18 protein-coding genes, 5 tRNA genes, 3 rRNA genes and 1 riboswitch are annotated in these 26,982 nt (G+C 47.2%); of the genes, 7 read left to right on the top strand and 19 right to left on the bottom strand.

What is annotated here, in order from left to right; translation table 11 throughout:
- The first annotated feature begins 2 nt into the window (after positions 1–2).
- On the top strand, positions 3–1,769 hold the full coding sequence (ggt, locus tag J4N40_RS00390) for a gamma-glutamyltransferase (protein WP_213962157.1): 1,767 nt from the start codon (positions 3–5) through the stop codon (positions 1,767–1,769).
- A gap of 919 nt (positions 1,770–2,688) precedes the next feature.
- Here ggt and uvrD read toward each other — a convergent pair.
- The gene (uvrD, locus tag J4N40_RS00385; RefSeq protein WP_250654331.1) at positions 2,689–4,863 is read right to left on the bottom strand and encodes a DNA helicase II; all 2,175 of its coding nucleotides are present in this window, start codon (positions 4,861–4,863) and stop codon (positions 2,689–2,691) included.
- A 281-nt stretch (positions 4,864–5,144) separates the two neighbouring features.
- On the opposite strand from uvrD, the gene J4N40_RS00380 reads away from it, so the two are divergent.
- From J4N40_RS00380 to J4N40_RS00365, 4 genes are all read left to right on the top strand, one after another.
- Complete coding sequence (locus J4N40_RS00380; RefSeq protein WP_005378779.1) at positions 5,145–5,405, top strand: BufA1 family periplasmic bufferin-type metallophore; 261 nt, start codon at positions 5,145–5,147, stop codon at positions 5,403–5,405.
- Positions 5,406–5,504: 99 nt separating this feature from the next.
- Positions 5,505–6,377, top strand: a complete 873-nt coding sequence (gene bufB, locus J4N40_RS00375) for an MNIO family bufferin maturase (RefSeq protein WP_005378781.1) — start codon at positions 5,505–5,507, stop codon at positions 6,375–6,377.
- Positions 6,374–7,132, top strand: a complete 759-nt coding sequence (locus J4N40_RS00370; RefSeq protein ID WP_005378782.1) for an HvfC/BufC N-terminal domain-containing protein — start codon at positions 6,374–6,376, stop codon at positions 7,130–7,132. Before bufB ends, J4N40_RS00370 begins: the two co-directional genes overlap by 4 nt.
- A 10-nt stretch (positions 7,133–7,142) precedes the next feature.
- Positions 7,143–7,598: a DoxX family protein gene (locus J4N40_RS00365; protein ID WP_005378784.1), complete on the top strand. Its 456-nt coding sequence runs from the start codon at positions 7,143–7,145 to the stop codon at positions 7,596–7,598.
- A 31-nt stretch (positions 7,599–7,629) separates the two neighbouring features.
- On the opposite strand, the gene tsrA is transcribed toward J4N40_RS00365, so the two are convergent.
- Positions 7,630–7,911 carry an H-NS-like global regulator TsrA gene (gene tsrA / locus J4N40_RS00360; protein ID WP_005378786.1) on the bottom strand — a complete coding sequence of 94 codons (282 nt, stop codon included), beginning with the start codon at positions 7,909–7,911 and terminating at the stop codon, positions 7,630–7,632.
- A gap of 91 nt (positions 7,912–8,002) precedes the next feature.
- Positions 8,003–9,196, bottom strand: coding sequence for a multidrug effflux MFS transporter (locus tag J4N40_RS00355; protein WP_005382927.1), 1,194 nt, complete (start codon positions 9,194–9,196; stop codon positions 8,003–8,005).
- A 107-nt stretch (positions 9,197–9,303) separates the two neighbouring features.
- Between J4N40_RS00355 and J4N40_RS00350 the strand changes: the two genes are divergently transcribed.
- Together J4N40_RS00350 and J4N40_RS00345 are read left to right on the top strand one after the other, a co-directional pair.
- Positions 9,304–10,245: a LysR family transcriptional regulator gene (locus J4N40_RS00350; protein ID WP_053303014.1), complete on the top strand. Its 942-nt coding sequence runs from the start codon at positions 9,304–9,306 to the stop codon at positions 10,243–10,245.
- A 203-nt stretch (positions 10,246–10,448) separates the two neighbouring features.
- A complete protein-coding gene (locus tag J4N40_RS00345) occupies positions 10,449–12,239 on the top strand; it encodes an aminopeptidase P family protein (RefSeq protein WP_115386369.1) in 1,791 nt (596 codons plus the stop codon).
- Positions 12,240–12,353: 114 nt separating this feature from the next.
- On the opposite strand, the gene thiH is transcribed toward J4N40_RS00345, so the two are convergent.
- The 16 genes from thiH to J4N40_RS00265 form a co-directional block, all read right to left on the bottom strand.
- Complete coding sequence (gene thiH / locus J4N40_RS00340; RefSeq protein WP_115386370.1) at positions 12,354–13,466, bottom strand: 2-iminoacetate synthase ThiH; 1,113 nt, start codon at positions 13,464–13,466, stop codon at positions 12,354–12,356.
- A gap of 34 nt (positions 13,467–13,500) precedes the next feature.
- Complete coding sequence (locus J4N40_RS00335; RefSeq protein WP_171343425.1) at positions 13,501–14,268, bottom strand: thiazole synthase; 768 nt, start codon at positions 14,266–14,268, stop codon at positions 13,501–13,503.
- Positions 14,269–14,273: 5 nt separating this feature from the next.
- On the bottom strand, positions 14,274–14,528 hold the full coding sequence (gene thiS, locus J4N40_RS00330) for a sulfur carrier protein ThiS (protein ID WP_009703038.1): 255 nt from the start codon (positions 14,526–14,528) through the stop codon (positions 14,274–14,276).
- 38 nt (positions 14,529–14,566) lie between these two features.
- Positions 14,567–15,340, bottom strand: a complete 774-nt coding sequence (locus J4N40_RS00325) for a HesA/MoeB/ThiF family protein (RefSeq protein ID WP_213900110.1) — start codon at positions 15,338–15,340, stop codon at positions 14,567–14,569.
- Entirely contained in the window at positions 15,327–16,742 is a 1,416-nt protein-coding gene (locus tag J4N40_RS00320) for a thiamine phosphate synthase (protein WP_250654330.1), read from the bottom strand. The genes J4N40_RS00325 and J4N40_RS00320 overlap by 14 nt, the downstream gene beginning before the upstream one ends.
- Positions 16,742–18,682 carry a phosphomethylpyrimidine synthase ThiC gene (thiC, locus tag J4N40_RS00315; RefSeq protein ID WP_213972581.1) on the bottom strand — a complete coding sequence of 647 codons (1,941 nt, stop codon included), beginning with the start codon at positions 18,680–18,682 and terminating at the stop codon, positions 16,742–16,744. The genes J4N40_RS00320 and thiC overlap by 1 nt, the downstream gene beginning before the upstream one ends.
- Before the next feature lie 163 nt (positions 18,683–18,845).
- Positions 18,846–18,944: riboswitch (TPP riboswitch) on the bottom strand.
- A gap of 60 nt (positions 18,945–19,004) precedes the next feature.
- Positions 19,005–19,388, bottom strand: coding sequence for a fluoride efflux transporter CrcB (crcB, locus tag J4N40_RS00310; RefSeq protein ID WP_005378811.1), 384 nt, complete (start codon positions 19,386–19,388; stop codon positions 19,005–19,007).
- 123 nt (positions 19,389–19,511) lie between these two features.
- Positions 19,512–20,894 carry a multicopper oxidase family protein gene (locus J4N40_RS00305; RefSeq protein ID WP_250654329.1) on the bottom strand — a complete coding sequence of 461 codons (1,383 nt, stop codon included), beginning with the start codon at positions 20,892–20,894 and terminating at the stop codon, positions 19,512–19,514.
- A gap of 244 nt (positions 20,895–21,138) precedes the next feature.
- A tRNA-Trp gene (locus J4N40_RS00300) sits at positions 21,139–21,215 on the bottom strand.
- 61 nt (positions 21,216–21,276) lie between these two features.
- Positions 21,277–21,353 (bottom strand) — tRNA-Asp (locus tag J4N40_RS00295).
- 77 nt (positions 21,354–21,430) lie between these two features.
- Positions 21,431–21,547: ribosomal RNA gene (gene rrf, locus J4N40_RS00290) — 5S ribosomal RNA — on the bottom strand.
- A 94-nt stretch (positions 21,548–21,641) separates the two neighbouring features.
- Positions 21,642–24,531 (bottom strand): 23S ribosomal RNA (locus J4N40_RS00285).
- Between the two features lie 349 nt (positions 24,532–24,880).
- Positions 24,881–24,956, bottom strand: a tRNA-Val gene (locus tag J4N40_RS00280).
- Positions 24,957–24,984: 28 nt separating this feature from the next.
- A tRNA-Lys gene (locus J4N40_RS00275) sits at positions 24,985–25,060 on the bottom strand.
- A 2-nt stretch (positions 25,061–25,062) separates the two neighbouring features.
- Positions 25,063–25,138 (bottom strand) — tRNA-Glu (locus J4N40_RS00270).
- An 89-nt stretch (positions 25,139–25,227) separates the two neighbouring features.
- Positions 25,228–26,780: ribosomal RNA gene (locus tag J4N40_RS00265) — 16S ribosomal RNA — on the bottom strand.
- Together the 16S, 23S and 5S rRNA genes with 5 tRNA genes alongside form the textbook arrangement of a ribosomal RNA operon.
- Between the last annotated feature and the right edge of the window lie 202 nt (positions 26,781–26,982).

The raw sequence follows: 26,982 nt of genomic DNA, 5'->3' as shown, positions 1-26,982 counted from the left end.
TCATGCATTGGACGTTCAACCGACTCGTGACCACGGGTCTTTTTCTTACTTCCCCACTCGTCTTATCCACCTCAGCCTTTGCTAACCAAGCAGCAGATGCGGTTGCACCGGAGCACAGTACTGGCTTCGAGCAAAAGCAATTGATCAAAGCGAAAGATTATATGGTTACCGCTGCTAACCCAATTGCAACCCAAGCTGGTGCGGATGTTATTGCCCAAGGTGGTAATGCTATTGATGCTATGGTTGCCGTGCAGCTGATGCTGGGCTTGGTAGAACCGCAATCATCAGGCATTGGTGGTGGCGCCTTCTTAGTGTATTGGGACAGTGAGAAACAAAAACTGACTACGTATGATGGACGCGAAACCGCACCGCTCGCCGCAACGCCGAAACTCTTCCTAGATGACAAAGGACAACCACTGCAATTTTACGATGCGGTTGTCGGTGGGCGTTCCGTTGCCACTCCTGGTACAGTGAAACTGCTGTGGGACACGCACCAGAAATACGGCAAGTTGGAATGGAAGAAGATAATCCAACCCGTGATTACCTTGGCTGAGCAAGGTTTCGAAGTCAGTCCTCGCCTCGCGAGTTTGATTGAGAAAGATGCTAAGCGCCTATCACGCTTCCCTGCGACTAAGGCTTACTTCTTCAATCCAGACGGCTCACCAAAAGCCGAAGGCACGTTGTTGAAGAACCCTGAATACGCGCAAACTCTGACGGCAATTGCAGAGCAAGGGGCAAAAGCTTTCTATCAAGGCGATATCGCCACAGACATCATCAAGACCGTACAAAATGCACCGGGCAATCCTGGCGTATTGGCACAACCTGACTTTGATGCGTTCCAAATCAAGCAACGTGAACCGGTTTGTGCGGCTTACCAAAGCTATGACATCTGCGGCATGGGACCACCTAGCTCTGGCGCATTGACGGTTGGACAGATTCTCGCGATCACCGAGCAATACGATCTTAAAGGTTGGGGAGCCGAAAGCGCGAAATCATGGCAAGTGATCGCCGATGCATCGCGCCTTGCGTTCGCGGATCGTGGTAAATACATGGCTGACCAAGATTATGTGCCAATGCCAACCGAAGGCTTGCTTGATAAAGATTATCTCAAACAACGTGCTGAGCTCATTCAAGTCGGTAAAGCCTTGAGTAAGGCTGAAGCCGGTAATCCTCCTTGGTCGCACGCCATGAACTTAAGCATGGACCAATCGATCGAGCTGCCTTCCACCAGCCATTTCAATATCGTCGATAAGCAAGGCAATGTGGTTTCAATGACAACAACCATCGAGAACGCCTTTGGCTCACGCTTGATGGTACGCGGCTTCTTGCTCAATAACGAACTGACCGATTTCTCTTTCCGCACGCATCAAGATGGTGTGCCAATCGCAAACCGATTAGAACCGGGCAAACGCCCACGTTCATCTATGGCACCAACCATTATGATGAAGGATGACAAGCCTTACATGGCAATTGGCTCACCGGGTGGCAGCCGCATTATTGGTTACGTCGCACAAGCCATTATCGCCCACACGCAATGGGATATGGACATCCAAAGCGCGATTAATCAGCCACGATTGCTGAACCGTTTTGGCACCTTAGATATTGAGCAAGGTACCGCCGCAGAGGGCTTACAGCCTGCTCTGGAGAAGATGGGCTTTAAAACCGATGTTCGGGATTTGAACTCTGGTCTGCATGCGATACGCATAACAAAAGACGGTCTTGAGGGCGCAGCCGATCCAAGGCGTGAAGGTGCCGCTATCGGGCAGTAAGAGTCTTTCGCTCGACCCCTTGTGCGAGATCTCTCACAAAGGGTTGAGCAAACCTCTCTTTTTTAATGGTAAAACCGTACAGCAAAGAGCATAAGCCATTGAATTTGATACTCATGTATCTTTTTTGAACGCTAAGAGAGTTAAAAAATGTGAGATTAGCCCGTTGTTGGAAATCGTTAAACACGTAATATTAAACCTGTCGGAAGGATGCTGACACGGAACAGGAAACACCACGGACTTGGTGAACTTCAGGAAGAAGAAACGGTTATTCAGGATGAATAGTCGGGCATGGATTGCAAAATTGGACATTGAACGGAATCAATAGTGACTAGGATGGTTGCTACTAAGGACGGGAAATGGACACCTCTGGACGAGGCAAGGATTTGAACATCAGGATGATGTCAGGGACACCGCTCAGGGAACAAGTGATGAGAGCTAACGAGGATAGTTAGCAGACCAGGATAAGGTCATTAAGGACACCGCTAGGAAGGCGACGTAAGGATTAAGCTGACGGATTCAGCACACTATCATGGATTAGATGCATGGAGCACTCTTAGTAGCTGGATTGCTGCGAGTAAGACTATAACCCCGATGGGCGCAAGCCCTCGGGGTTTTTCTTTGCCTAAAGTTTTTCTCATCTGCACCGTTAAATCGCGCTTTCGAATTCCATTTTTTTACTGCTTTATCGACGCCAAAACCGCACAAACAAAAAGAGCCGCCGAAGCAGCTCTTAAGTGGATGATACCAATCACAATAAATAAGTGATCAGAAATAGCGTAGGGAAAATGCTTGAGAACAAGGCGCAATTTTTCGATAAGTAGTTATTCTACAATCAAAAATTGCAACGCAGTTATCGAGTATTTTAACAAGCTAGAATGACCAGTTATTTACTACGATTGGTATGAGTTTTGGTCAAGCCTTACAGTTTCTCTAGTCGTGCGTAAGCAGTTACCAACCATTTGATGCCTTCACCGTTAAAGGCAATCTGTACGCGGCTTTGTGGACCACTGCCTTCGAAGTTGATGATGGTGCCTTCACCAAACTTAGGATGCATCACGCGAGAACCTAGCGTAAAGCCAGTTTCATTGAAGCTCTCTTTCACCGCCGTTTGGCTAAATCGACCACTGCTTGCAGGACGGCTAACTTGCGCCTTCATGCGTACTTCGTCTAAACAAGTTTCTGGCAGTTCACGGATAAAGCGAGACGGTTTATGGTACTTATCCTGACCGTACAAACGACGCATTTCAGCATAAGTGATGTACAGTTTCTGCATCGCACGGGTCATGCCTACATAACACAGACGACGTTCTTCTTCCAAACGCCCTGCTTCTTCTGCCGACATTTGGCTTGGGAACATGCCTTCTTCCACACCGACCATAAATACCAATGGGAACTCTAGACCTTTCGCACTGTGCAATGTCATGAGCTGAACCGCGTCTTCAAACTCATCTGCTTGTCCTTCGCCCGCTTCTAATGCTGCGTGAGTTAGGAATGCCGTCAGCAGTGACATGTCTTCGGCTTCTTCTGGTTTCTCGAATTGGCGAGTTGCGGTCACCAATTCCTCCAAGTTCTCAATACGCGCCTTAGACTTTTCACCCTTCTCCTGCTCGTACATCGCGAACAAGCCCGAGTATTTGATCACATGGTCAGTTTGGTGATGCAGCGGCATCTCGATGGTGTCGTCTTCTAGTGCTGTGACAAGCTCGATAAAACGGCTCAGAGCACCAGCAGCACGACCAGCAAGCACCTTCTCATCCAACATCGCCACACTCGCTTCCCACATGGTGCAACCACGATCACGAGCCGCAAAACGAATTGTTTCAAGCGTCTTATCACCCAAACCACGTGTTGGCGTATTCACTACACGTTCAAATGCCGCATCATCATTACGGTTGGCAATCAAACGCATGTAGCTCAAGGCATCTTTGATTTCCTGACGTTCGAAGAATCGCATGCCGCCGTAGATACGGTAAGGCAGACCAGCTTGGATTAATGCTTCTTCAAGTACACGCGACTGGGCGTTGTTACGGTAAAGCATCGCAGCGTCATTCAGAGCACCGCCCTTGTCTTGCCACTCTTTGATTTTGTTCACCGCAAAACGGGCTTCATCTAATTCGTTGTAAGCGCTGTAAACCGAGATAGGCTCACCGACCACGCCATCCGTCCACAACTCTTTACCCATACGCTCGGTGTTATTCGCAATCAGGGTGTTAGATGCTTCCAGAATGGTCTTGGTTGAACGGTAGTTTTGCTCAAGACGAATGGTATTTACGCTTGGGAATTCGAGCGTAAACTTCTCAATATTCTCGACTTTTGCACCACGCCAACCATAAATCGACTGGTCGTCATCACCTACGATCATCACGTGACACTCAGGACCCGCCATCATACGTAGCCAAGCATATTGAATGTTGTTGGTATCTTGGAACTCGTCCACCAAGATATGCTTAAAGCGTGCTTGGTAGTGTTCACGGACGAACTTGTTATCACGCAGTAGCTCATGTGCGCGCAGCAAGATTTCCGCAAAATCGACTAAACCAGCACGATCACACGCTTCTTGGTAAGCGGTGTACAACTGCAGATATGTCTTGGTTACTGGATCATGGTACGCATCAATGTGCGACGGACGCAGACCTTCGTCTTTCTTACCGTTAATCCACCATGCCACTTGGCGTGCAGGCCATTGCTTCTCATCGAGGTTTTGCGCTTTGATCAAACGCTTTAGCAGACGCTGCTGGTCGTCACTGTCAATGATTTGGAAATCTTCCGGTAGCTTCGCATCAAGATAGTGTGCTCGCAGAATACGGTGACAAATGCCGTGGAAAGTACCATTCCACATACCGCCTGCACTGCCCATCATTAGCTCTTCGATACGTCCACGCATCTCTGCCGCCGCCTTATTGGTAAAGGTTACCGACATGATTGAAAACGGAGAAGCTTGCTCGACCGACATCAGCCAAGCGATACGGTGAACAAGAACGCGTGTCTTACCACTTCCTGCGCCAGCAAGAACGAGCAAGTTTTCTAGAGGTGCTGCAACGGCTTCACGTTGTTTATCGTTCAAACCGTCGAGTAATAGAGATGGATCCATCATGATGAGAGCTACTGGTTATTTATACATAAAAACCGATTATAACCTAAACAACCGGGTGCTGTTTAGACAAAACTTGATAAAAAAATCGATGTTTTTTTGCCCAATACATCAATTAGTTATATCTATTTGACCCTACAAACCCATTTACTTCAGAAATTTTTCTGAAAGTTTTTTAGCCAGTTTCCTATCTTTTAAGTTAAGCAAGTTGATAACAAAAACGCCAAAACAGGCGATTCATCTTGCCAACTTAAAGTAAAGGAAATCATTCAGAGGAATTTATTATGAAAAAGTCGAATCTAGCTGTTACTGCTGCTGTTACTGGTCTTCTAGCTCTTGGTGGCACAATGCTAACTGCAGCTCCAGCTGTCGCTGCTGAAAAAGAAAAGTGCTATGGCGTTTCTAAAGCAGGTAAAAACGACTGTGCAACAAAAAGCAGCTCATGCGCTGGTACTTCTAAAGAAGATAACCAAAAAGACGCATTCGTAGTCGTACCAAAAGGTCTTTGTGACAAACTCGCTGGCGGTAGCACTTCTTCTTCATAATCTTTTATCGCTAGCTATTGTGAGGATGCGTTGACGCTCAACCAACGCAAAGCCAAGACGCATCCTTCTCTTCCCGCACGATTTGAAAAGGAGTTTCACGTGAAACACCACACCTTCCACGACCTTGTTGGAGTTGGATTAAGAACCCCTCACCTCGATTACTTTAGCCAATCCCAGCCTGAGTTGTCTTGGTTAGAAATCCACAGTGAAAACTATTTCCAACCCAATGCAACAGAGCGCCATCAGCTACAAACGCTTCGCGAGCAATATCAAATTAGCTGCCACGGTATTGGTTTGTCGCTAGGTTCGGTGGAACGTGTTAGTCAAAAGCATCTTGCGCAACTTAAATCACTGATTGACTCAATCGACCCAATTCTTGTTTCTGACCATTTAAGTTGGAGTGAAAACGGCGGTCACTACTTTAATGACCTGCTTCCACTTCCGTATACGGAAGAAGCGCTCAACGTGTTCACTCGTAACGTGAATGAAGTGCAGGAATATTTGCAACGCGAGATCTTGATAGAGAACCCATCTAGTTATGTGAAGTTTCAACATTCGACCATCAGCGAATGGGAGTTTCTTACCGAAGTGCAAAAGCGCACTGACTGTCGTTTATTGCTCGATCTAAACAATGTTTATGTTTCGGCGTTCAACCACGGTTTTGATTGCGACACATACCTAGATGCGATTCCAGCCGACAAAGTGGATGAGATTCACTTGGCAGGTTTTACCATCAAACAACTCGACAAAGGTGAGATATGGATTGATACCCATAGCCGCCCAGTTAGTGATGAAGTTTGGCAACTGTTCGCGCAGTGGACAAAAAAACACGGTCCACGTCATACGTTGATTGAATGGGATTTGGATATCCCCGCGCCAGAAGTCTTATTAGGAGAAGCGCAGAAAGCATCGCAACTGCTGTTGCAAGGCACACTTCCAAGTGAACAAAGCGAACCAAGGAAGGCATCATGAATCTAGCCACCTTACAAAGCCAGTTTGCTAAAGCCCTGCACTATCAAGCGCTCGGTGAAGACTGCGATATTGCCAGTGATGAGTTTACCGCTGATGAACGCATACAAATTTACCGCAATAACTTTATCGTCAGCTTAAGCGAAGTGTTGTCCGCGACCTACCCGATGGTTGAAGCGCTGCTTGGTGAAGAATGCTTTGAACAGATAGCTCGCCAGCATGTTCTTTCTTACCCATTAAAAGAAGGAAATGTGGTGCATTATGGCGAAGGCTTTCAAGACACCATCATGCAGTTTAGTCAGGTGATCGCACAAGCACCTTACAGCCCTGAAGTCGCACGCTTCGAGTGGCATATCGACCTAGCTCGTCAAGCACAGTATGAGCAATCCAATGCAGCGGAATTAAAACCGCTTGCGTTACTTGGCGAAGTGAGTGAAGAGCAACAACCCGCTTTAGTCTTACACCTTAAAAAGGGCTGCCGCAGCTTTGACTCCAATTACGCAGTATTCGATCTATTTAGTGCGATTCAAACTGGGCAATTCGAACAACTTAATATCAACCAATTACAGCAAGGTGTCATCTCGATTCAAGCCAATGGAGAAGCCTTGTGTCACGCACTCGATGCCGATGTGTTCCAACTGCTGCAATGTTTAGAGCAGAAGCAGAGTTTGAGCGAAATACCTGAAGTTTTACTCGCTCATCTCAATCGCATCATGGCACTCGATATTGTTGACGGCTTTACATTGCAATCAATCTAAGGAGCACTCTATGACGGATACGGTTAAAAACTTAGTGAATCGGTACGACGATTTAATCAGTACCCTACAAGCTGGCTTTGTCCCTTTACTACTTCTCTTTTGTCGCTTGTGGGTAGCCTGGGTGTTCTTCAATTCAGGACTAATCAAAATCTCATCTTGGGATAGCACGCTGTACTTATTTGAGCTGGAATACCAAGTGCCAATCTTGCCATGGGAATTGGCGGCTTATTTAGGTACGGCTGCGGAGTTGGTTCTACCGGTGTTCTTGGCACTGGGATTGATTACCCGCCCGATGGCAGCAATGCTGTTTGTGTTCAACATCATCGCAGTGATCTCTTACCCACTGTTGTGGGAGAAAGGTTTTTATGACCACCAACTTTGGGGATTGATGATTCTTATCGTAATCGTATGGGGGCCAGGACCGCTGTCTTTGGACCACATCCTGAAAAAGAAAATGACGAGCTAAAAAAATCCCCGCATCATGCGGGGATTTTTTATTATTTATTCAAGTAAGCCAGTAGCTCTTCTGCTGAGATACCTTGCTGAGCGAGGTCTTTTGCCATCTGCTCGACTTGTTCATCTTTGCGTGACTCAATCACTTGCTGAAATTGGTACACGATATCACGCAAAATTGGCAGAGGTACTTGTTTCGCCGCACTACGAATACGCTCGGAGCTTTGATTACCCAGCTCATTAAGCAACTTGCCAAACATCACCTTTTCTGGTGAATCTTCCATTTGCTCTAGAATACGAGCCATTTCATACGTGGTTAACGACATTACTTTTTGAGTTCCGTTATGGTGTCAGGAAAAGTCTGAGTGACAAATATACACGCCTTACTTACATTGGAAAATACTAAATTACACTGATTTACGCTTTCGCAAAGCTCGAGTGCCAGTTCTTCCCTGCTTTTGTAAACAGAACGACCAACGCAGGTAATAGGACCCACATATGAATTGCGATCAAGGTTTGTGGATCCAGAGATAAGCGTTGCAGTGTACCCACCAACAAACCAGAGCCACTCATTTGGAACAATCCAAGCAGTGCAGCTGCCGTGCCCGCCTTATCACCAAACGGTTCTAACGCTTTCCCTGCCGCTGCACCCAGAATGAATGCAAAACCTACAGAAGACATAAAGATAGGTAACATGAAAGAAAGCGCGGTATTCTGACCATTCATCACTAGCATGATCACACCTGCGAGACCCAGAGTTGAGATCCCGGTGACTAAGGTGTTGTGAGTTCCAACGCGCTCCATAAACTTAGGCGCCAGCATACATGCCGCAATGTTTATCACCGCATTTACACCAAACCAGAAAGTGAATTCATTCATCGACAGCCCCATCCCCGTCATCAATACCGACGGTGCTGAGGTAACGTAAGCAAGAATAACCGCCATCGCCATCAAGCATAATGACGCATGGAAAACAAAAGATGGTGTGCTAAGCACTGCCCAATACCGACTAAGCTTAAACACGGCTTGCTTTTCTGTTGACGGGTTAGTCTCTTTCATCATGAAAAACATCAATGATCCAGACACCACAGCAAAACCAGCCATAAAGCTAAAGTTAGCACGCCAGTCAAATTGCTGAGTTAACCAGCTACCTAGAATTGGAGCTAAAGCCGGAATGAAACAAATCGCACCGTTAAGGTAGCTGATCATTTTGCCGCTTTTTTCCGGGCCAAAGATATCGCGAACTGTTGCAAAGGCTGCTACCGATGTCGCACACGCACCTAAGCCTTGTAGCAGTCGGGAAACCAACATCCACTCAATATTTTGAGCACTCCACGCCAATAAAGCGCTCATCGCGTAAATGGTGATACCGCCCAATGCAACAGTTCGACGTCCGAGTTTATCTGCTAGGGGACCTGCGAATAGCTGACCAACACCCATAGCAAATAAGAACCAAGTGATCGTGTCTTGTGCTAGCGCATTATCGACCTGAAAAGTGGAAGCAATAAGAGGTAAAGCAGGTAGATAAATATCAATCGCTAAAGGACTGAAAAGAACCAAAAGGGTCAATAACGCCATCTGTTTTTTACTATTAGAAAACTGGCTAGACACACAACACTCCGAATTGGATAAAGAACTTTGGGTAAAGCTTAATCATCTGATGATATGAATGGAAATGATGTATAATCATGAGCATTATTCCTCAGAGGAAATTCACTGTGAACGTCGAAAAACTGGCTCGTATCGATTTAAATCTATTGGTCTGCTTTAAAGTGCTGATTGAAGAGTTAAACGTTACTCGTGCGGCCCACCGATTGTGCTTAAGCCAATCTGCCGTAAGTAAATCACTGGCTAAACTGCGCATTCAATTTGATGACCCGCTTTTCACTCGAAACTCACATGGATTAACACCTACGCCGCGCGCATTGTTTCTTAAACCGAAACTGGATCTGTTGATAAATCAGTTAGAAGTGCTGACTCAACCCGAAGAGTTTTCTCCCCAAAGCAGTGAATACCGTTTTCAAATAGCAGCGGTAGAGAGTGTCTACCCTCTCATTCTACCCCATTTCTTACCGGCGATTTTTCAACAAGCACCTGGCGTGACAATTAGCACACACCCGTGGTCGGATAATACATTTAAAATGCTTCAACGCGGCGAACTGGATTTAGGCTTAACTGGAAAAGATATCGATATAAACGATGCCAAGCTGACTCTTCAACCACCCGATGACATTTGCGAGTTGGAAATTTATCGTGATTACCAAATGTGCATCATTCGCAAAAACCACCCTGCGCTAAAACAACCTTGGAATCTGGAAGCCTATCTCGCCCTACGCCATGTACAAGTACGTTGTGATGGCAACGACCGTTGGTTGCTGGATTATCGCCTTGCAGATATTGGCACCGACCGCGATATTGCCGTCACTGTGCCCGACTTTAACAGTGCCGCAAGTTTATGTTCATACACCGACTTTATCTTTACTGCGCCAAGTCATTTTGTGCAACTTGCGGCCAAACAGCTTGATTTGGTCGTGCTGCCACTACCGTTAGAATTCCCACCTATGGCTTACACTTTATTCTGGCACCGAGACAGAGAAAACGACCCTGCATTAGGCTGGCTACGTACGATGATCACACAAAAAACCGATCACCTTAGATAAAAACACCGCGCTCAATTTGCGCTTAGCGGCTAAAATGAGTAGCTTAACTGTCGTAGTCCTTTTTGGCTCATCTATGGCCTAGTTGTACTCCGACTCTATTGAAGTGATTGCGAACCTCAATGGAATCGTAAACTGCATGAAGCAGATGGAAACAGCTCCCACACCTGAGCATGAAGGAGCGGTAATTTGAAGGAATAACACAGATGCACAACGATACCCAAAGCCGCGTGAATGCAATTCGCGAATGGCTAGCACAACAGAATATTGATGCCCTACTTGTCCCTCATGAAGACGAGTACTTGGGTGAATACGTACCAGCGCACAACGAGCGTTTACATTGGCTAACTGGCTTTACTGGTTCTGCTGGTGCTGCGGTAATCACCAAAGACAAAGCCGCTATCTTTGTTGATGGTCGCTACACAGTACAAGTAACAAAGCAGGTTCCTGCTGATCTATTCGAATACCGTCACTTGATTGAAGAGCCTGCACTAGATTGGATTAAAGACCATCTTGCAAATGGCGCGTCTGTGGCAATCGACCCTCGCATGCACAACGCTGCTTGGCTAGACATGGCACAAGCAAAACTTGCTGGCGCACTTGAGCTTAAGATTCTCGATAGCAACCCAATTGATGAACTGTGGCACGACCGCCCTGCTCCTGTGGTTTCTGATGTTCGCCTAATGGCAACAGAAGCAGTTGGTCAGTCAAGTGAAAGCAAACGCCAAGAAATCGCAGAGCTCGTGAAAAAAGCCGGTGCAGACAGCGCAGTGATCACAGCACTTGATTCTATCTGTTGGTTGCTCAACGTTCGTGGTCTAGATGTCTCACGTCTTCCGGTTCTGCTTTCTCACGCGATTCTGCACTCAGATTCAAGCGTGGAATACTTCCTAGATCCAGCTCGTCTACCGGCTGAGTTTGACGCTCACGTTGGTTCAGGCGTGACCGTTCATCACCCTGAAGCATTGCAAACACGACTAGAAACCCTGACTGGCAAGAATGTATTGGTTGACCCTGCGACAAGTAACGCATGGTTTAAGTTGGTTCTGCAAAACGCCGGCGCAACCGTGGTAAGCAAAGCAGATCCATGTCTAATGCCAAAAGCAGCGAAGAACGCCGTTGAAATCGCAGGCATGAAAGCCTGTCATATCCGCGATGGCGTTGCGATGAGCAAGTTCCTATCTTGGTTAGATGCAGAAGTCGTTGCGGGTAACCTGCATGATGAAGCGACGCTGGCAGACAAACTGGAAGCGTTCCGTAGCGAAGACCCAACACTTATGGATCTTAGCTTCGATACCATTTCAGCTGCCGGCGGTAACGCGGCAATGTGTCACTACAACCACGAAAACCAACCTGAACCTGGCAAGCTAGAACTGAACACACTTTACCTCGTGGATTCAGGCGGTCAGTACCTAGATGGTACGACAGACATCACGCGTACCATTGCCATAGGTCAGCCTTCACAAGAGATGATTAAACAATTCACTCTTGCGCTAAAAGGTCACATCGGTGTTGCACGTGCACGTTTCCCGAAAGGCACACGTGGTTACCAAATCGATACGCTAGCTCGTCAGCACCTATGGGCGGAAGGCTACGATTACGATCACGGTACTGGTCACGGTGTTGGTCACTTCCTAAGTGTTCATGAAGGTCCAGCGAGCATTTCGAAGAAGCAAATCGATGTGCCTCTGACAGAAGGTATGGTGCTATCCAACGAGCCAGGTTACTACCGTGCAGATGCGTTTGGTATCCGTATCGAGAACCTAGAGCTTGTTGTTGAAACCCCGACTAACGGTGACTTCCCTGTTCTATCATTTGAGTCGCTAACACGCTGCCCAATCGACAAGCGCAACATCAACGTTGATATGCTAACTCGTCCAGAACTTGCTTGGCTGAATGATTACCATCAGAAAGTATGGGATGAGATCAGCCCGCTAGTTGAAGGTGATGTGAAAGAGTGGCTTCGTCAAGCAACGCTACCAGTAGCACACAGCTAGAAGCTAGAAGCTAGAAGCTAGAAAAAAGTAGAGGGTTGATGTTTTGCATCAACCCTCTTTTTTTGCCTATGTTTCACGTGAAACATAACGATGACTAGTGGCTTTCTTTGCTACTTAACCAGAATACGCCGAGTGCCAATCTCGCCATACTGGGTCAAAGCCTTTGGCTCGAATCATATCTTCCACAGAACCCGCGCTTCGCTCATCACTGATCTCAAACTGCTCGAGTTCAACATCATCCATCGCATACCCACCCGGCTGAGTTTTCGATGCAGCAGACATGCTGGTGATGCCTAACGGTAATGCATTGTCTCTGAATTTCGGTGATTCACGAGTCGATAATGACAACTCAACTTCTGGATTTAGCAAACGATAAGCGCAAATCAACTGCACAAGCTGCTTATCCGTCATGACTGATTTTGGTTGGAGCGCGCCCTCACAAGGACGTAAACGCGGAAATGAAATGGAGTAACGAGTCTGCCAATACGTGCGCTCAAGATAGTCCAAGTGCGCTGCCACATAAAAGCAATCTGTTCGCCACTCTTCCAACCCTATCAAAGCGCCAATACCGATCTTATCGATGCCTGCTTTTGCAAGACGATCGGGTGTATCCAATCGGTATTCGAAATCCATCTTATTGCCACGCAGATGGTGCTCGGCGTAAGTCGAAGGATGATACGTTTCTTGATAGACCATCACCGCATCCAAACCCAATGTCTTGAGCTCGGCGTATTCGTCTTGACCTAGCGGCTGCACTTCCATCGCCAAATAATTAAAGCGTTGCTTAATCATCGGCACCATTTCGCGAAAGTATTTCATCCCCACTTTGGTTTCGTGTTCACCAGTCACCAGCAATACGCTATCGAACTTCATGCGTTTAATAGCTTCAACTTCTGCAACCACTTCGTCCCTATTCAAGGTACGACGCTTGATTCTATTCTCCATTGAGAAGCCACAATAAGTACAAGCATTGGCGCACAAGTTAGAAAGGTACAGTGGAATGTAAAGCGACATGGTATTACCAAAACGCTTGCGAGTTGCCGAGTATGACAGCTGCGCCATTTGCTCTAAGTACGCTTCAGCCGCTGGTGAAATAAGCGCTTTAAAGTCTTCCAAATCACGCTTGGGTTTATTCAATGCTCGCTCGACATCTTGTGCCGTTTTCGCGTAGATCGACATCGAGATGTCGTCCCAATTCAGCTGCTTAAATTGTTCAACGAAGCTCATGTTTTCCTCGCTTAATAGCTAAACCAATCTAGGACTAAAGCTCATCTAGGAATGACGTCAGTGGACTCGACGCAACCGCATGAGAAACCTTACCAGCAAGTCCGGCTTCATAAGCCATACGCCCCGACTCTACCGCCAACTTAAATGCCTTCGCCATCGCAACGGGATCGCTCGAAGCTGCAATCGCAGTATTGACGAGCACGGCATCCGCGCCCATTTCCATCGCACGCGCAGCATGTGAAGGAGCACCGATACCCGCATCCACAACCACAGGAACATTAGCTTGGTCGATAATGATCTCTAGGAAGTCGTGAGAAACTATCCCTTTGTTAGAACCGATCGGCGCACCTAATGGCATGACCGCTGCACAACCCACTTCTTCCAATCGTTTACACAGAACCGGGTCAGCATGACAGTAAGGAAGGATAATGAAGCCTTCACGAACCAGTTGCTCAGCGGCAGCAAGTGTCTCAATTGGATCAGGCATCAAGTACTTCGGGTCTGGATGAATTTCTAGTTTTAACCAGTTAGTGCCCAACGCTTCTCGCGCCAGTTGCGCGGCAAACACAGCATCTTTAGCATTCTTTGCACCCGAGGTGTTCGGCAATAAGTTCACACCCGCTTGTACTAACGGAAGCAAAATATCGTCTTGTCGGTCGTTCACATCGACACGCTTCAACGCCATGGTCGCAAGTTGAGATCCCGACACTTGAATCGCTTCTGCCATTAATCGGCTGTTGGCAAACTTCCCTGTTCCCGTGAACAGTCTTGATTCGAATTGTTTATCACCAATTTTAAGCATCGACTTTAACCCCCTGCGATCGCTTGAAACAAAGAGATGCTATCTCCCTGTGAAAGAACTGTGCTAGCCCACTCACTGCGCGGCACAACATTGTTATTAATTGCAAAAACACAGCCCATTTCAGGCAGCGCAAATTGACTAATGATTTGCTGTAGATTTGACTCACTGGCAACTTGATGTGACTGGTCATTGATGACAATAGTGATCACATCTAAGTCAGCAGCGGTCATTTGTATTGTTTGTTGTTCTGATAACGTCATTGCTTCCAACTCTCTTAATTCTGCCAATTACTCGTAAGCTAAATCTGAGCACACACTTGGCACTGTTTGTCTTTGCTTATCGCCATGGTTTGCCATTGCAGTTTCAACCCATCAAACAGATGCAACTTGGCAGTCTCGACATGAAACTTTCCCGTCGCCAGTTTTTGAATTGCCGCTATCGCTTGGTAGTTACCAAGTGTGCCCACCACCGGACCAACGACACCACTCTCACTACACTTTTGCGTTTGCGGTAATTCGTCGAACGGATACAAACAGCGGTAACAGGCTTTACTCTGCGCTTCTTGTTCACTTGGTATTTGGTAATCAAAGACAGCAAATTGTCCTTGCCAACCAATTGCCGCCGCTGAGATAAGTGGCGTATTTTGCTCGAAACAAACTTGGTTAATGAGCTGACGCGTTGGCATGTTATCGGTGCAGTCGAGCACCACATCCGCTAGCATCACTTCAAGCTGCAGCTGTGCTTTGTCTAATCGCTTATTGAGAGCACGAACTTGGACCATAGAATTAAGTTCAGTGAGTTGCTTTACAGTCGCTTTTGTTTTCGCAACTTGGAGGTCTTGTTCACGATAAATGATCTGACGTTGTAGGTTACTGCTATCAACTTCATCGTCATCGACCACAACCAATTTACCAACACCCGCTGATGCCAAGTACAAACTCGCAGCACTTCCTAACCCACCACAACCGATGATCAGCACATTCGATTTACTCAACCGCTCTTGCCCAACTTCGGCAATTTCTGGCAGAGCGACTTGACGTTGATAGCGAAGGAACTGCTTATCCGTCAGCATGCTCGCCTCTCTTGGTATCCACCAATTTACTATTCTGATCAGTAAACGTTAGCTGTCTTTCCTTCATCAGTTGTACGAAGAACTCGATGACCGACTGAGGTGATTCTGCCAACGTAATAGCTCGCACAACTGCCAAACTAGAAACACCTGCTTGCCAAACTTGGGCTGCATTAGATTGGTCAATACCACCAATCGCGACCGTCGGAAAGCCAAGTACATTGCCAGTCACAGTTTTGTCTTTCGAAGGACGGAAAGCCGACGCTGTGTTTCCGTAAGGAATGCTATCAATCAGCTTTTGATACAGAGCCAAGCGCACCAAACCTTGTGGTTTCGATGGCATCTGTTTAGTGGTGGTTGGGAAAATATGCCCTAGCGCGATGTAACTAGGATGAATTTGTACGATGCGCAGTAGCTCATAATAACCATGAGTAGAAAGACCAAGACAAATGCCGGCTTTAGTTATCTGAGCCAAATTCGATTCTTCTATGTCTTCTTGTCCTAGGTGAACGCCATAAGCGCCATGCTTGATTGCCAACTGCCAATAGTCATTGATGAACACTTGTGCTTGATACTGACGGCCTAGCTCAATTGCTCGAATGATCTGTTGTTCTAAATCGGCTTGTTGTGGGTTCTTGATTCGCAGTTGAATAGTGTTGATGCCTAGTGGCAGTAGACGCTCAATCCAAGCAACATCATCAACGACTGGATAGAGCCCTAGACTTTGCTTAGTTAGAGTTGGAAAGCTAACGCTCTCACCTTGTGCAGACCAACCAACTTGAATATCGAGTCGGTTATCCTCTAGTACAGGTGTGGGGAAATCATCAAATTGGTCAGCCCACTGAGTAGATCGTCCCTCACCAAGGTTGTCATTCAACAGTGTTTCACGTGAAACATTCGCTTGTTGAGTTAGCATTCCTCGAGCAAGTGTTAACGCATCTTCGATAGGAAAATCGAGTACTGTCAGCGTTACTATCCAAGCAAGGTGATGTTCAGGATCGAACATTGCGTTGAATTTGGACTTAACGGAAAGCGCTCTCACTTCGTTGTTAATTAGGTGACGCCAGATATCAAGCTGAAGCACTTTCTCCTTTTCATCGGATACCTGCGTATCAGCAATGCCAATATGAATCGCTTTCGACGGTTGCTTAGCGCACGCTTCTACCGACAAAGCAGAACGGTAATAGAGCACAAATGAACTCTCATGCTCAGAGTCATAATCATCAATGAGATCAGTCGTTATGTGTGTGGTCTGTTGGCCGCGAACAAGCTGAATAGATTGAGTTGGGCTCACACCCAACTCAACGTCTTCGATGCTAAAACCCTGTTCTTTCGCCAACAACAAACATTGCTGAACTAAACCAGTCAGTTCAATCAATGATGACGGAATAAGGATTTTGCTCATTAGTCACTTACCTCGGCATGTGCTGCTGGGTGGTATAGCTCAGAACCTGTCTCTCTAAATTCTTGCGATTTCTGACGCATCCCCTCAAGAGGGTCATCCAGCATTTTGATCGATATAGCTTGGTCCGCAGCAACTTGCTCTGTGTCTTTCGCATATTCTCGAACCTCTTGCGAGATCTTCATCGAGCAGAACTTTGGCCCGCACATCGAACAGAAGTGAGCAACTTTTCCAGACTCTTGAGGCAAGGTTTCGTCATGGAAAGCGCGCGCGGTATCTGGATCGAGTGACAAGTTGAATTGGTCTTCCCAGCGGAACTCGAAGCGAGCTTTAGAAAGCGCGTTATCACGAACTTGTGCACCAGGATGTCCCTTCGCCAAATCCGCGGCGTGCGCAGCAAGCTTGTAAGTTATCATGCCTACTTTCACGTCTTCTTTGTTTGGTAAACCAAGATGCTCTTTAGGAGTGACGTAGCAAAGCATCGCACAGCCATACCAACCAATCATGGCTGCGCCAATACCTGAAGTAATATGGTCGTAACCAGGAGCGACATCTGTCGTCAGCGGACCAAGCGTGTAGAAAGGAGCTTCATGACAATGCTCTAGCTGCTCTTCCATGTTCTCTTTGATCATGTGCATTGGAACATGACCAGGACCTTCGATTATCACCTGTACGTCGTATTCCCACGCTATCTTGGTCAACTCACCAAGAGTGCGAAGCTCTGCAAATTGCGCTTCGTCGTTAGCATCGGCTACCGAGCCAGGGCGCAGACCATCACCAAGAGATAGTGCGACATCGTACTTAGCACAGATTTCACAGATCTCTCGGAAGTGGGTATATAAGAAGCTTTCTTGGTGATGCGCTAAACACCATTTCGCGATGATAGAACCACCACGAGAGACGATGCCAGTAACGCGTTTTGCAGTCATTGGCACATAACGAAGTAGTAAACCGGCATGGATAGTAAAGTAGTCAACGCCCTGCTCTGCTTGCTCAATCAGGGTATCGCGCATCACTTCCCAGTTAAGGTTTTCCGCAACACCGTTCACTTTCTCAAGCGCTTGGTACATTGGCACGGTACCGATCGGAACCGGACTGTTACGTAGAATCCACTCGCGAGTTTCGTGAATATTGCGTCCAGTAGAGAGATCCATAACGGTATCGCCACCCCAGCGCGTTGCCCATACTAACTTTTCTACTTCTTCCTCAATCGAAGAAGTGACCGATGAGTTACCGATGTTGGCGTTCACTTTGACCAAAAAGTTACGTCCAATGATCATTGGTTCGGATTCTGGGTGGTTAATATTTGAAGGGATAATAGCGCGACCTTCGGCGACTTCTTTACGCACGAATTCGGCGGTAATATCTTTTGGTAGGTTCGCTCCGAAGCTTTGACCCGGATGCTGTTGATTCAGCACTTCATCGCGATACTTGGCACGCCCCATGTTTTCACGCAGCGCGATATATTCCATTTCTGGGGTAATAATACCTTTGCGAGCATAGTGCAATTGAGTCACACAATGGCCATCTTTGGCACGTCGAATACGTGGTAGATTACCGTAACGAAGATCGTCTAGTGTTTCGTCTTCTAAGCGTTCTTTGGTGTACACCGAGCTTACTTCATCAAGTAGCTCAGTATCGGCGCGCTCTTCAATCCACCCTTCTCTCAGCTTAGGTAAGCCGTTATAGAGGTCTATGGTGTGCTCTGGATCTGTGTATACACCCGACGTATCGTAAACGCGTACTGGCTCATTAGGTTCGAATATAGGCGCTTCTTTTGTGCCTCCAATAAGGCTATCAGCGAGTGATATTTCACGCATTGGCACACGAATATCTGGACGTGAGCCTTCTACGTAGACTTTGCTTGAATTGGGGTACGGTTGTACCGAGAGTGTATCAATGAACTGTTTTGCTTCCAGTCTCGCTTGTTTGCGACTCGACATAGCATTTTTCCTTGCTTTGTTATACTAGATAAAAAGTAATTGGATAAAAATGCTTGGCGGATAGATGCGACAAGAGGAGTCAAATTAAGGCTAGTTAAAGCTTACGATATTTGCCTGTAACAACATTCGACTTTTGATAGGTCAACCAGAAAGAACTCCGGTGTGAATATCTTCTCTTGTTCCCTTCGCAGATTCTAATCTGATCAGGTTCAACGGATCCCGAATTAACGGTCTCAGCCTTATGGCACTCCGACAAGTGATATCAGTATATAAAAACGGCTTGGTGAAACCAAGCCGACCTGTTCAATTTTTAACTACTTTGCTAGCTGCGCATCAATAATTGAAAGCCTATCCACGCAGCTGAAATACTTAACACGACATTCAACAATACGTTCAATCCCATCTTAAAGAAAGCGCCCTGCTGCATGAGCAACACATTATCCATCGAGAAGGTGGAAAACGTCGTTAGTGCGCCTAAAAAACCCAAGCCAATCACTTGTCGCCAAGGTTCCGTTGCCAAAAGTTCATTATCGAAAGCTGCTATCAATAAGCCCATCATAAATGAGCCAACAACGTTAACGGTTAACGTACCATATGGAAAACCACGCCCCAATAAAATGACACAAAGTTCAGAAATTAAGTAACGAGAACATGCACCAAATGCACCACCCAATGCAATAAAACCCAAAACGGATAGTTGTCCCATAATTCCCCCAGAAAAGTTAATGGCGACATTGTAATCAAATTTACGGCAATAGTGATTATACAATCTTAGAATTCAGCAAAGTATAGCGCTTAAAACTTATCAAGATTTTAAAAGTTACAGGAGTCACTTTACTTCGATGTAACCCATCAAACCCGTCTTCATATGTTCAATTACATGACAATGGTACATCCAACGCCCTGGGTTATCTGCAACAAATGCAGCTTTCGCACTGCCATTTTTTCCAAGTAAGACCGTATCGGTATGAAACGGTTCGTCGAGTTTTTTTCCATCTAACTCAAGAACCGTAAATGTGTGTCCATGAAGGTGAATAGGATGATGATATTGGGTGACGTTCTTTAGGTTGAAGATATAGGTTTTTCCCATCTCCAATGTTGAAAGGGGCGCTGGAATATTATCTTTGCTCATTCCCTCCCAAGCCCGTTTGTTCATCAGCCAGAATTTAGGTATCGCTTTGCCCGATTTATCAGCAGGAGTGATCGCGCCCTCCCACTCAAACACATAATCGATTTGCTCTGCATTTTTCAAATCGAGAGCTGGCACAGGGTTGAGAGGTAATAAAGGCAGTTTCTGGTTGCTCGGCAAGTCAGACTCAACAACGTCAAACTCGCACAAAGGGAATGGGAAGCGTCCTTTCATTTGACGCACATAAACACGTTTTCCAGCCTTTGGAGCAATCAATCCGATATCTAACCTCATTCCCGGACCAATTTTGTGCTGAGTGAGCTTATAAGGCGTTTTAACAGGGTTACCATCAATAGCAATAACCCAAGCCTCTGCGCCTTCTATAGCGATCGGGTAAGTAATGGTGTTATCGACATTAGCAATTCTTAATCGCGTGGTAGCATTCTGCTTCAGCGTATAAACAGGTTCATGCACACCATTGACGCTACTCCACTCTCCGGGAGTCCCCATACGAGCGCTCAAGCGCGGCACCATAAGGTTCTTCCACTGACCTTGTTTGTCTAAGTGCCAATGCTTGAGGACGACTTCATGCTCTTCATCAAACTGAACAGGCTCAGCCTCTTCAACGATAATTAGCCCAACTAAGCCCATACCAAGTTGCTTAACGCTATTCATGTGGGGGTGATACCAAAACGTGCCTGCATCTGGCGGTGTAAATTCATAAACGAATGTTTCACCCGGCATGATAGGCGGCTGGCTTAAGAAAGGTACACCATCCATTTCAATAGGGATTCGCAAGCCATGCCAGTGGATTGTAGTCGGCTCTGAAAGCTTGTTAGTAAACCTAATTATAACTTTCTCGCCTTGGCGACAACGAATCGTAGGCGCTGGAATCGAACCATTAAATGCGAGTACGTCTGTGTTAAACCCAGGGATCAATTCTGCAGTAGAAGGCTCTGCAGTGATATCGTATATATATTGCCTCTGCTTATTAGTGCTCCTAGATAGAGAACATGCAGGTAGAACGGTAAGCGCGGAGATTGCTAAGGATGATTGAAGAAAGCGTCGACGAGATATATCCATACATAGTTACTCATTAATCCAGATCGGTTGAGTGTAACTAAATATAAATAGTGATTCCCCTTTATTATTAAAATTTCGGGCCACTGATCATTACAGCTAACTGTAGTTTCGTTCGTTCAGTAGATTAAATGCTGCCAAAGTACAGCAGAAAGCCATACTTACGGGATAAGAGTAGAAATAAGCTGTAATAATGAGAAGAAACCAGATACAAAAAAGGCTCTGACCTAAGTCAGAGCCTGATATGTGGCAGGGGTGGAGAGATTCGAACTCCCAACACGCGGATTTGGAATCCGCTGCTCTGCCAATTGGAGCTACACCCCTATAGAATTTTCATATTCTAGATTTGACAAAACCTCGCATAAGCGAGGTTGTCGATATTAAGTGGCGGAGTGGACGGGACTCGAACCCGCGACCCCCGGCGTGACAGGCCGGTATTCTAACCAACTGAACTACCACTCCGCAGTGGTATCACTCGCTTTAATAAGCAAGTGTCCGCTTTTGTCTTCACTTTTCGAAAAAGTGAAAATAAAACTAAAGCCTGGCGATGTCCTACTCTCACATGGGGAAGCCCCACACTACCATCGGCGCTATTTCGTTTCACTTCTGAGTTCGGCATGGAAATCAGGTGGGTCCAAAACGCTATGGTCGCCAAGCAAATTCTTTAATCTGGAAAGCTGTTTTTTTAATTCTCGTTCTTACACATTCAATGTTCTTTCATTGAGTCCATCAAAACCCCTTGGGTGTTGTATGGTTAAGCCTCACGGGCAATTAGTACAGGTTAGCTCAACGCCTCACAACGCTTACACACCCTGCCTATCAACGTCGTAGTCTACGACAACCCTTTAGGATACTTAAAGTATCAGGGAGAACTCATCTCAAGGCTCGCTTCCCGCTTAGATGCTTTCAGCGGTTATCGATCCCGAACTTAGCTACCGGGCAATGCGTCTGGCGACACAACCCGAACACCAGAGGTTCGTCCACTCCGGTCCTCTCGTACTAGGAGCAGCCCCTTTCAATTCTCCAACGCCCACGGCAGATAGGGACCGAACTGTCTCACGACGTTCTAAACCCAGCTCGCGTACCACTTTAAATGGCGAACAGCCATACCCTTGGGACCGACTTCAGCCCCAGGATGTGATGAGCCGACATCGAGGTGCCAAACACCGCCGTCGATATGAACTCTTGGGCGGTATCAGCCTGTTATCCCCGGAGTACCTTTTATCCGTTGAGCGATGGCCCTTCCATTCAGAACCACCGGATCACTATGACCTGCTTTCGCACCTGCTCGAATTGTCATTCTCGCAGTCAAGCGGGCTTATGCCATTGCACTAACCTCACGATGTCCAACCGTGATTAGCCCACCTTCGTGCTCCTCCGTTACGCTTTGGGAGGAGACCGCCCCAGTCAAACTACCCACCAGGCACTGTCCGCAACCCCGATAAGGGGTCGACGTTAGAACATCAACACTACAAGGGTGGTATTTCAAGGACGGCTCCACGCAATCTAGCGACTGCGCTTCAAAGCCTCCCACCTATCCTACACATGTAGGGTCAATGTTCAGTGCCAAGCTGTAGTAAAGGTTCACGGGGTCTTTCCGTCTAGCCGCGGGTACACTGCATCTTCACAGCGATTTCAATTTCACTGAGTCTCGGGTGGAGACAGCGTGGCCATCATTACGCCATTCGTGCAGGTCGGAACTTACCCGACAAGGAATTTCGCTACCTTAGGACCGTTATAGTTACGGCCGCCGTTTACCGGGGCTTCGATCAAGAGCTTCGACCGAAGTCTAACCCCATCAATTAACCTTCCGGCACCGGGCAGGCGTCACACCGTATACGTCATCTTGCGATTTTGCACAGTGCTGTGTTTTTAATAAACAGTTGCAGCCACCTGGTATCTGCGACTCTCAATAGCTCCATCCGCGAGGGACTTCACCGTCGAGAGCGTACCTTCTCCCGAAGTTACGGTACCATTTTGCCTAGTTCCTTCACCCGAGTTCTCTCAAGCGCCTTGGTATTCTCTACCCGACCACCTGTGTCGGTTTGGGGTACGATTCCTTACAATCTGAAGCTTAGAGGCTTTTCCTGGAAGCATGGCATCAATGACTTCACATCCGTAGATGCTCGACGTCGTGTCTCAGCTTTAAGAAGAGCCGGATTTACCTAACTCTTCAGCCTACGCACTTGAACCTGGACAACCGTCGCCAGGCCCACCTAGCCTTCTCCGTCCCCCCATCGCAATTGTAAGAAGTACGGGAATATTAACCCGTTTCCCATCGACTACGCCTTTCGGCCTCGCCTTAGGGGTCGACTTACCCTGCCCCGATTAACGTTGGACAGGAACCCTTGGTCTTCCGGCGAGGAGGTTTTTCACCCCCTTTATCGTTACTCATGTCAGCATTCGCACTTCTGATACGTCCAGCATGCGTTACCACACACCTTCAACCGCTTACAGAACGCTCCCCTACCCAATGCACTAAAGTGCATTGCCGCAGCTTCGGTTTACTACTTAGCCCCGTTACATCTTCCGCGCAGGCCGACTCGACCAGTGAGCTATTACGCTTTCTTTAAATGATGGCTGCTTCTAAGCCAACATCCTGGCTGTCTGAGCCTTCCCACATCGTTTCCCACTTAGTAGTAATTTGGGACCTTAGCTGGCGGTCTGGGTTGTTTCCCTCTCCACGACGGACGTTAGCACCCGCCGTGTGTCTCCCGGATAGTACTTACTGGTATTCGGAGTTTGCAAAGGGTTGGTAAGTCGGGATGACCCCCTAGCCTTAACAGTGCTCTACCCCCAGTAGTATTCGTCCGAGGCGCTACCTAAATAGCTTTCGGGGAGAACCAGCTATCTCCAGGTTTGATTGGCCTTTCACCCCTAGCCACAAGTCATCCGCTAATTTTTCAACATTAGTCGGTTCGGTCCTCCAGTTGATGTTACTCAACCTTCAACCTGCCCATGGCTAGATCACCTGGTTTCGGGTCTATATCCAGAGACTGAACGCCCAGTTAAGACTCGGTTTCCCTACGGCTCCCCTAGATGGTTAACCTTGCCACTGAATATAAGTCGCTGACCCATTATACAAAAGGTACGCAGTCACAGGACAAGCCTGCTCCTACTGCTTGTACGTACACGGTTTCAGGTTCTATTTCACTCCCCTCACAGGGGTTCTTTTCGCCTTTCCCTCACGGTACTGGTTCACTATCGGTCAGTCAGTAGTATTTAGCCTTGGAGGATGGTCCCCCCATATTCAGACAGGATATCACGTGTCCCGCCCTACTCGATTTCACTGAACACACGTCGTCAACTACGGGACTATCACCCTGTATCGTCAGCCTTTCCAGGCTGTTCGTCTAACGCGTGTAAAGCTTAAGGGCTAGTCCAATTTCGCTCGCCGCTACTTTCGGAATCTCGGTTGATTTCTTTTCCTCGGGGTACTTAGATGTTTCAGTTCCCCCGGTTCGCCCTGTTGAGCTATGTATTCACTCAACAGTAATACCTTATGGTATTGGGTTTCCCCATTCGGAAATCCCAGACTCAAATGGTTTTTACTACCTAATCTGGGCTTATCGCAAGTTAATACGTCCTTCATCGCCTCTGACTGCCAAGGCATCCACCGTGTACGCTTAGTCACTTAACCATACAACCCGAAGGAGTTTCGAGTTGATAATCAAATCACCAAAGTTGTCTCTCATTATTTGAATGAGCGAGAGACATATCGATTTTGCCGGACTCAATTTCGAATAATCACTGTAAAAGTGATATTCCCAAGAACACTCGAATGTGTTTTTTGGTGTTTATCTTTCGATAAACATTGAGAACTTTACAAACAATCTTAAAGATTGTTTTGTCAGCTTTCCAAATTGTTAAAGAGCTATGTTGCTTCACAAGGAAGTTACATTTTCTAAAGACTTTCAGAGTCAAAAATACCAACCAGTATCAATTGCTTGTTCTGGTTTGGACGTTTTATTCCAAAAATACTTAGAGAATGGTGGGCGATACCGGGCTCGAACCAGTGACCCCCTGCTTGTAAGGCAGGTGCTCTCCCAACTGAGCTAATCGCCCACATTGTTTTGATTTCCGTGGAAGGAAATGGTGGGTCGTGCAGGATTCGAACCTGCGACCAATTGATTAAAAGTCAACTGCTCTACCAACTGAGCTAACGACCCAATGGTATCCCGTAGGGGAGTCGAACCCCTGTTACCGCCGTGAAAGGGCGGTGTCCTAGGCCTCTAGACGAACGGGACACTAAGTGAACATCTTGGGGGATGTTCTATCTCTTAAACTTCATAAACCGTATCAATCTGTGTGAACACTCATCGCAATAATCATCGTATAAGGAGGTGATCCAGCGCCAGGTTCCCCTAGCGCTACCTTGTTACGACTTCACCCCAGTCATGAACCACAAAGTGGTAAGCGTCCCCCCAAAGGTTAAACTACCTACTTCTTTTGCAGCCCACTCCCATGGTGTGACGGGCGGTGTGTACAAGGCCCGGGAACGTATTCACCGTGGCATTCTGATCCACGATTACTAGCGATTCCGACTTCATGGAGTCGAGTTGCAGACTCCAATCCGGACTACGACGCACTTTTTGGGATTCGCTCACTTTCGCAAGTTGGCCGCCCTCTGTATGCGCCATTGTAGCACGTGTGTAGCCCTACTCGTAAGGGCCATGATGACTTGACGTCGTCCCCACCTTCCTCCGGTTTATCACCGGCAGTCTCCCTGGAGTTCCCGACATTACTCGCTGGCAAACAAGGATAAGGGTTGCGCTCGTTGCGGGACTTAACCCAACATTTCACAACACGAGCTGACGACAGCCATGCAGCACCTGTCTCAGAGTTCCCGAAGGCACCAATCCATCTCTGGAAAGTTCTCTGGATGTCAAGAGTAGGTAAGGTTCTTCGCGTTGCATCGAATTAAACCACATGCTCCACCGCTTGTGCGGGCCCCCGTCAATTCATTTGAGTTTTAATCTTGCGACCGTACTCCCCAGGCGGTCTACTTAACGCGTTAGCTCCGAAAGCCACGGCTCAAGGCCACAACCTCCAAGTAGACATCGTTTACGGCGTGGACTACCAGGGTATCTAATCCTGTTTGCTCCCCACGCTTTCGCATCTGAGTGTCAGTATCTGTCCAGGGGGCCGCCTTCGCCACCGGTATTCCTTCAGATCTCTACGCATTTCACCGCTACACCTGAAATTCTACCCCCCTCTACAGTACTCTAGTCTGCCAGTTTCAAATGCTATTCCGAGGTTGAGCCCCGGGCTTTCACATCTGACTTAACAAACCACCTGCATGCGCTTTACGCCCAGTAATTCCGATTAACGCTCGCACCCTCCGTATTACCGCGGCTGCTGGCACGGAGTTAGCCGGTGCTTCTTCTGTCGCTAACGTCAAACAACGCCGCTATTAACGACGCCGCCTTCCTCACGACTGAAAGTGCTTTACAACCCGAAGGCCTTCTTCACACACGCGGCATGGCTGCATCAGGCTTGCGCCCATTGTGCAATATTCCCCACTGCTGCCTCCCGTAGGAGTCTGGACCGTGTCTCAGTTCCAGTGTGGCTGATCATCCTCTCAGACCAGCTAGGGATCGTCGCCTTGGTGAGCCCTTACCTCACCAACTAGCTAATCCCACCTAGGCATATCCTGACGCGAGAGGCCCGAAGGTCCCCCTCTTTGGCCCGTAGGCATCATGCGGTATTAGCCATCGTTTCCAATGGTTATCCCCCACATCAGGGCAATTTCCTAGGCATTACTCACCCGTCCGCCGCTCGACGCCGTTATCGTTCCCCGAAGGTTCAGATAACTCGTTTCCGCTCGACTTGCATGTGTTAGGCCTGCCGCCAGCGTTCAATCTGAGCCATGATCAAACTCTTCAATTTAAGATTTTGTTCGGCTCAATGAATACTGAACATTACATAACGTAATGTTTGAATTGACTGTGCTGAATCTTTCGATTCAATGGTCACTTCGTATCATTGAAACCTAATTTGAAACCGAAGTTTCTAATTGGATTATCATCAACGAGTGCCCACACAGATTGATAGGTCTATATTGTTAAAGAGCTTTCCTGTTGAGCTTTGC

Source organism: Vibrio sp. SCSIO 43097, from assembly GCF_023650755.1.
GTDB classification, from domain to species: domain Bacteria; phylum Pseudomonadota; class Gammaproteobacteria; order Enterobacterales; family Vibrionaceae; genus Vibrio; species Vibrio alginolyticus.
This window is presented reverse-complemented; position numbering and strand designations above follow the sequence as displayed.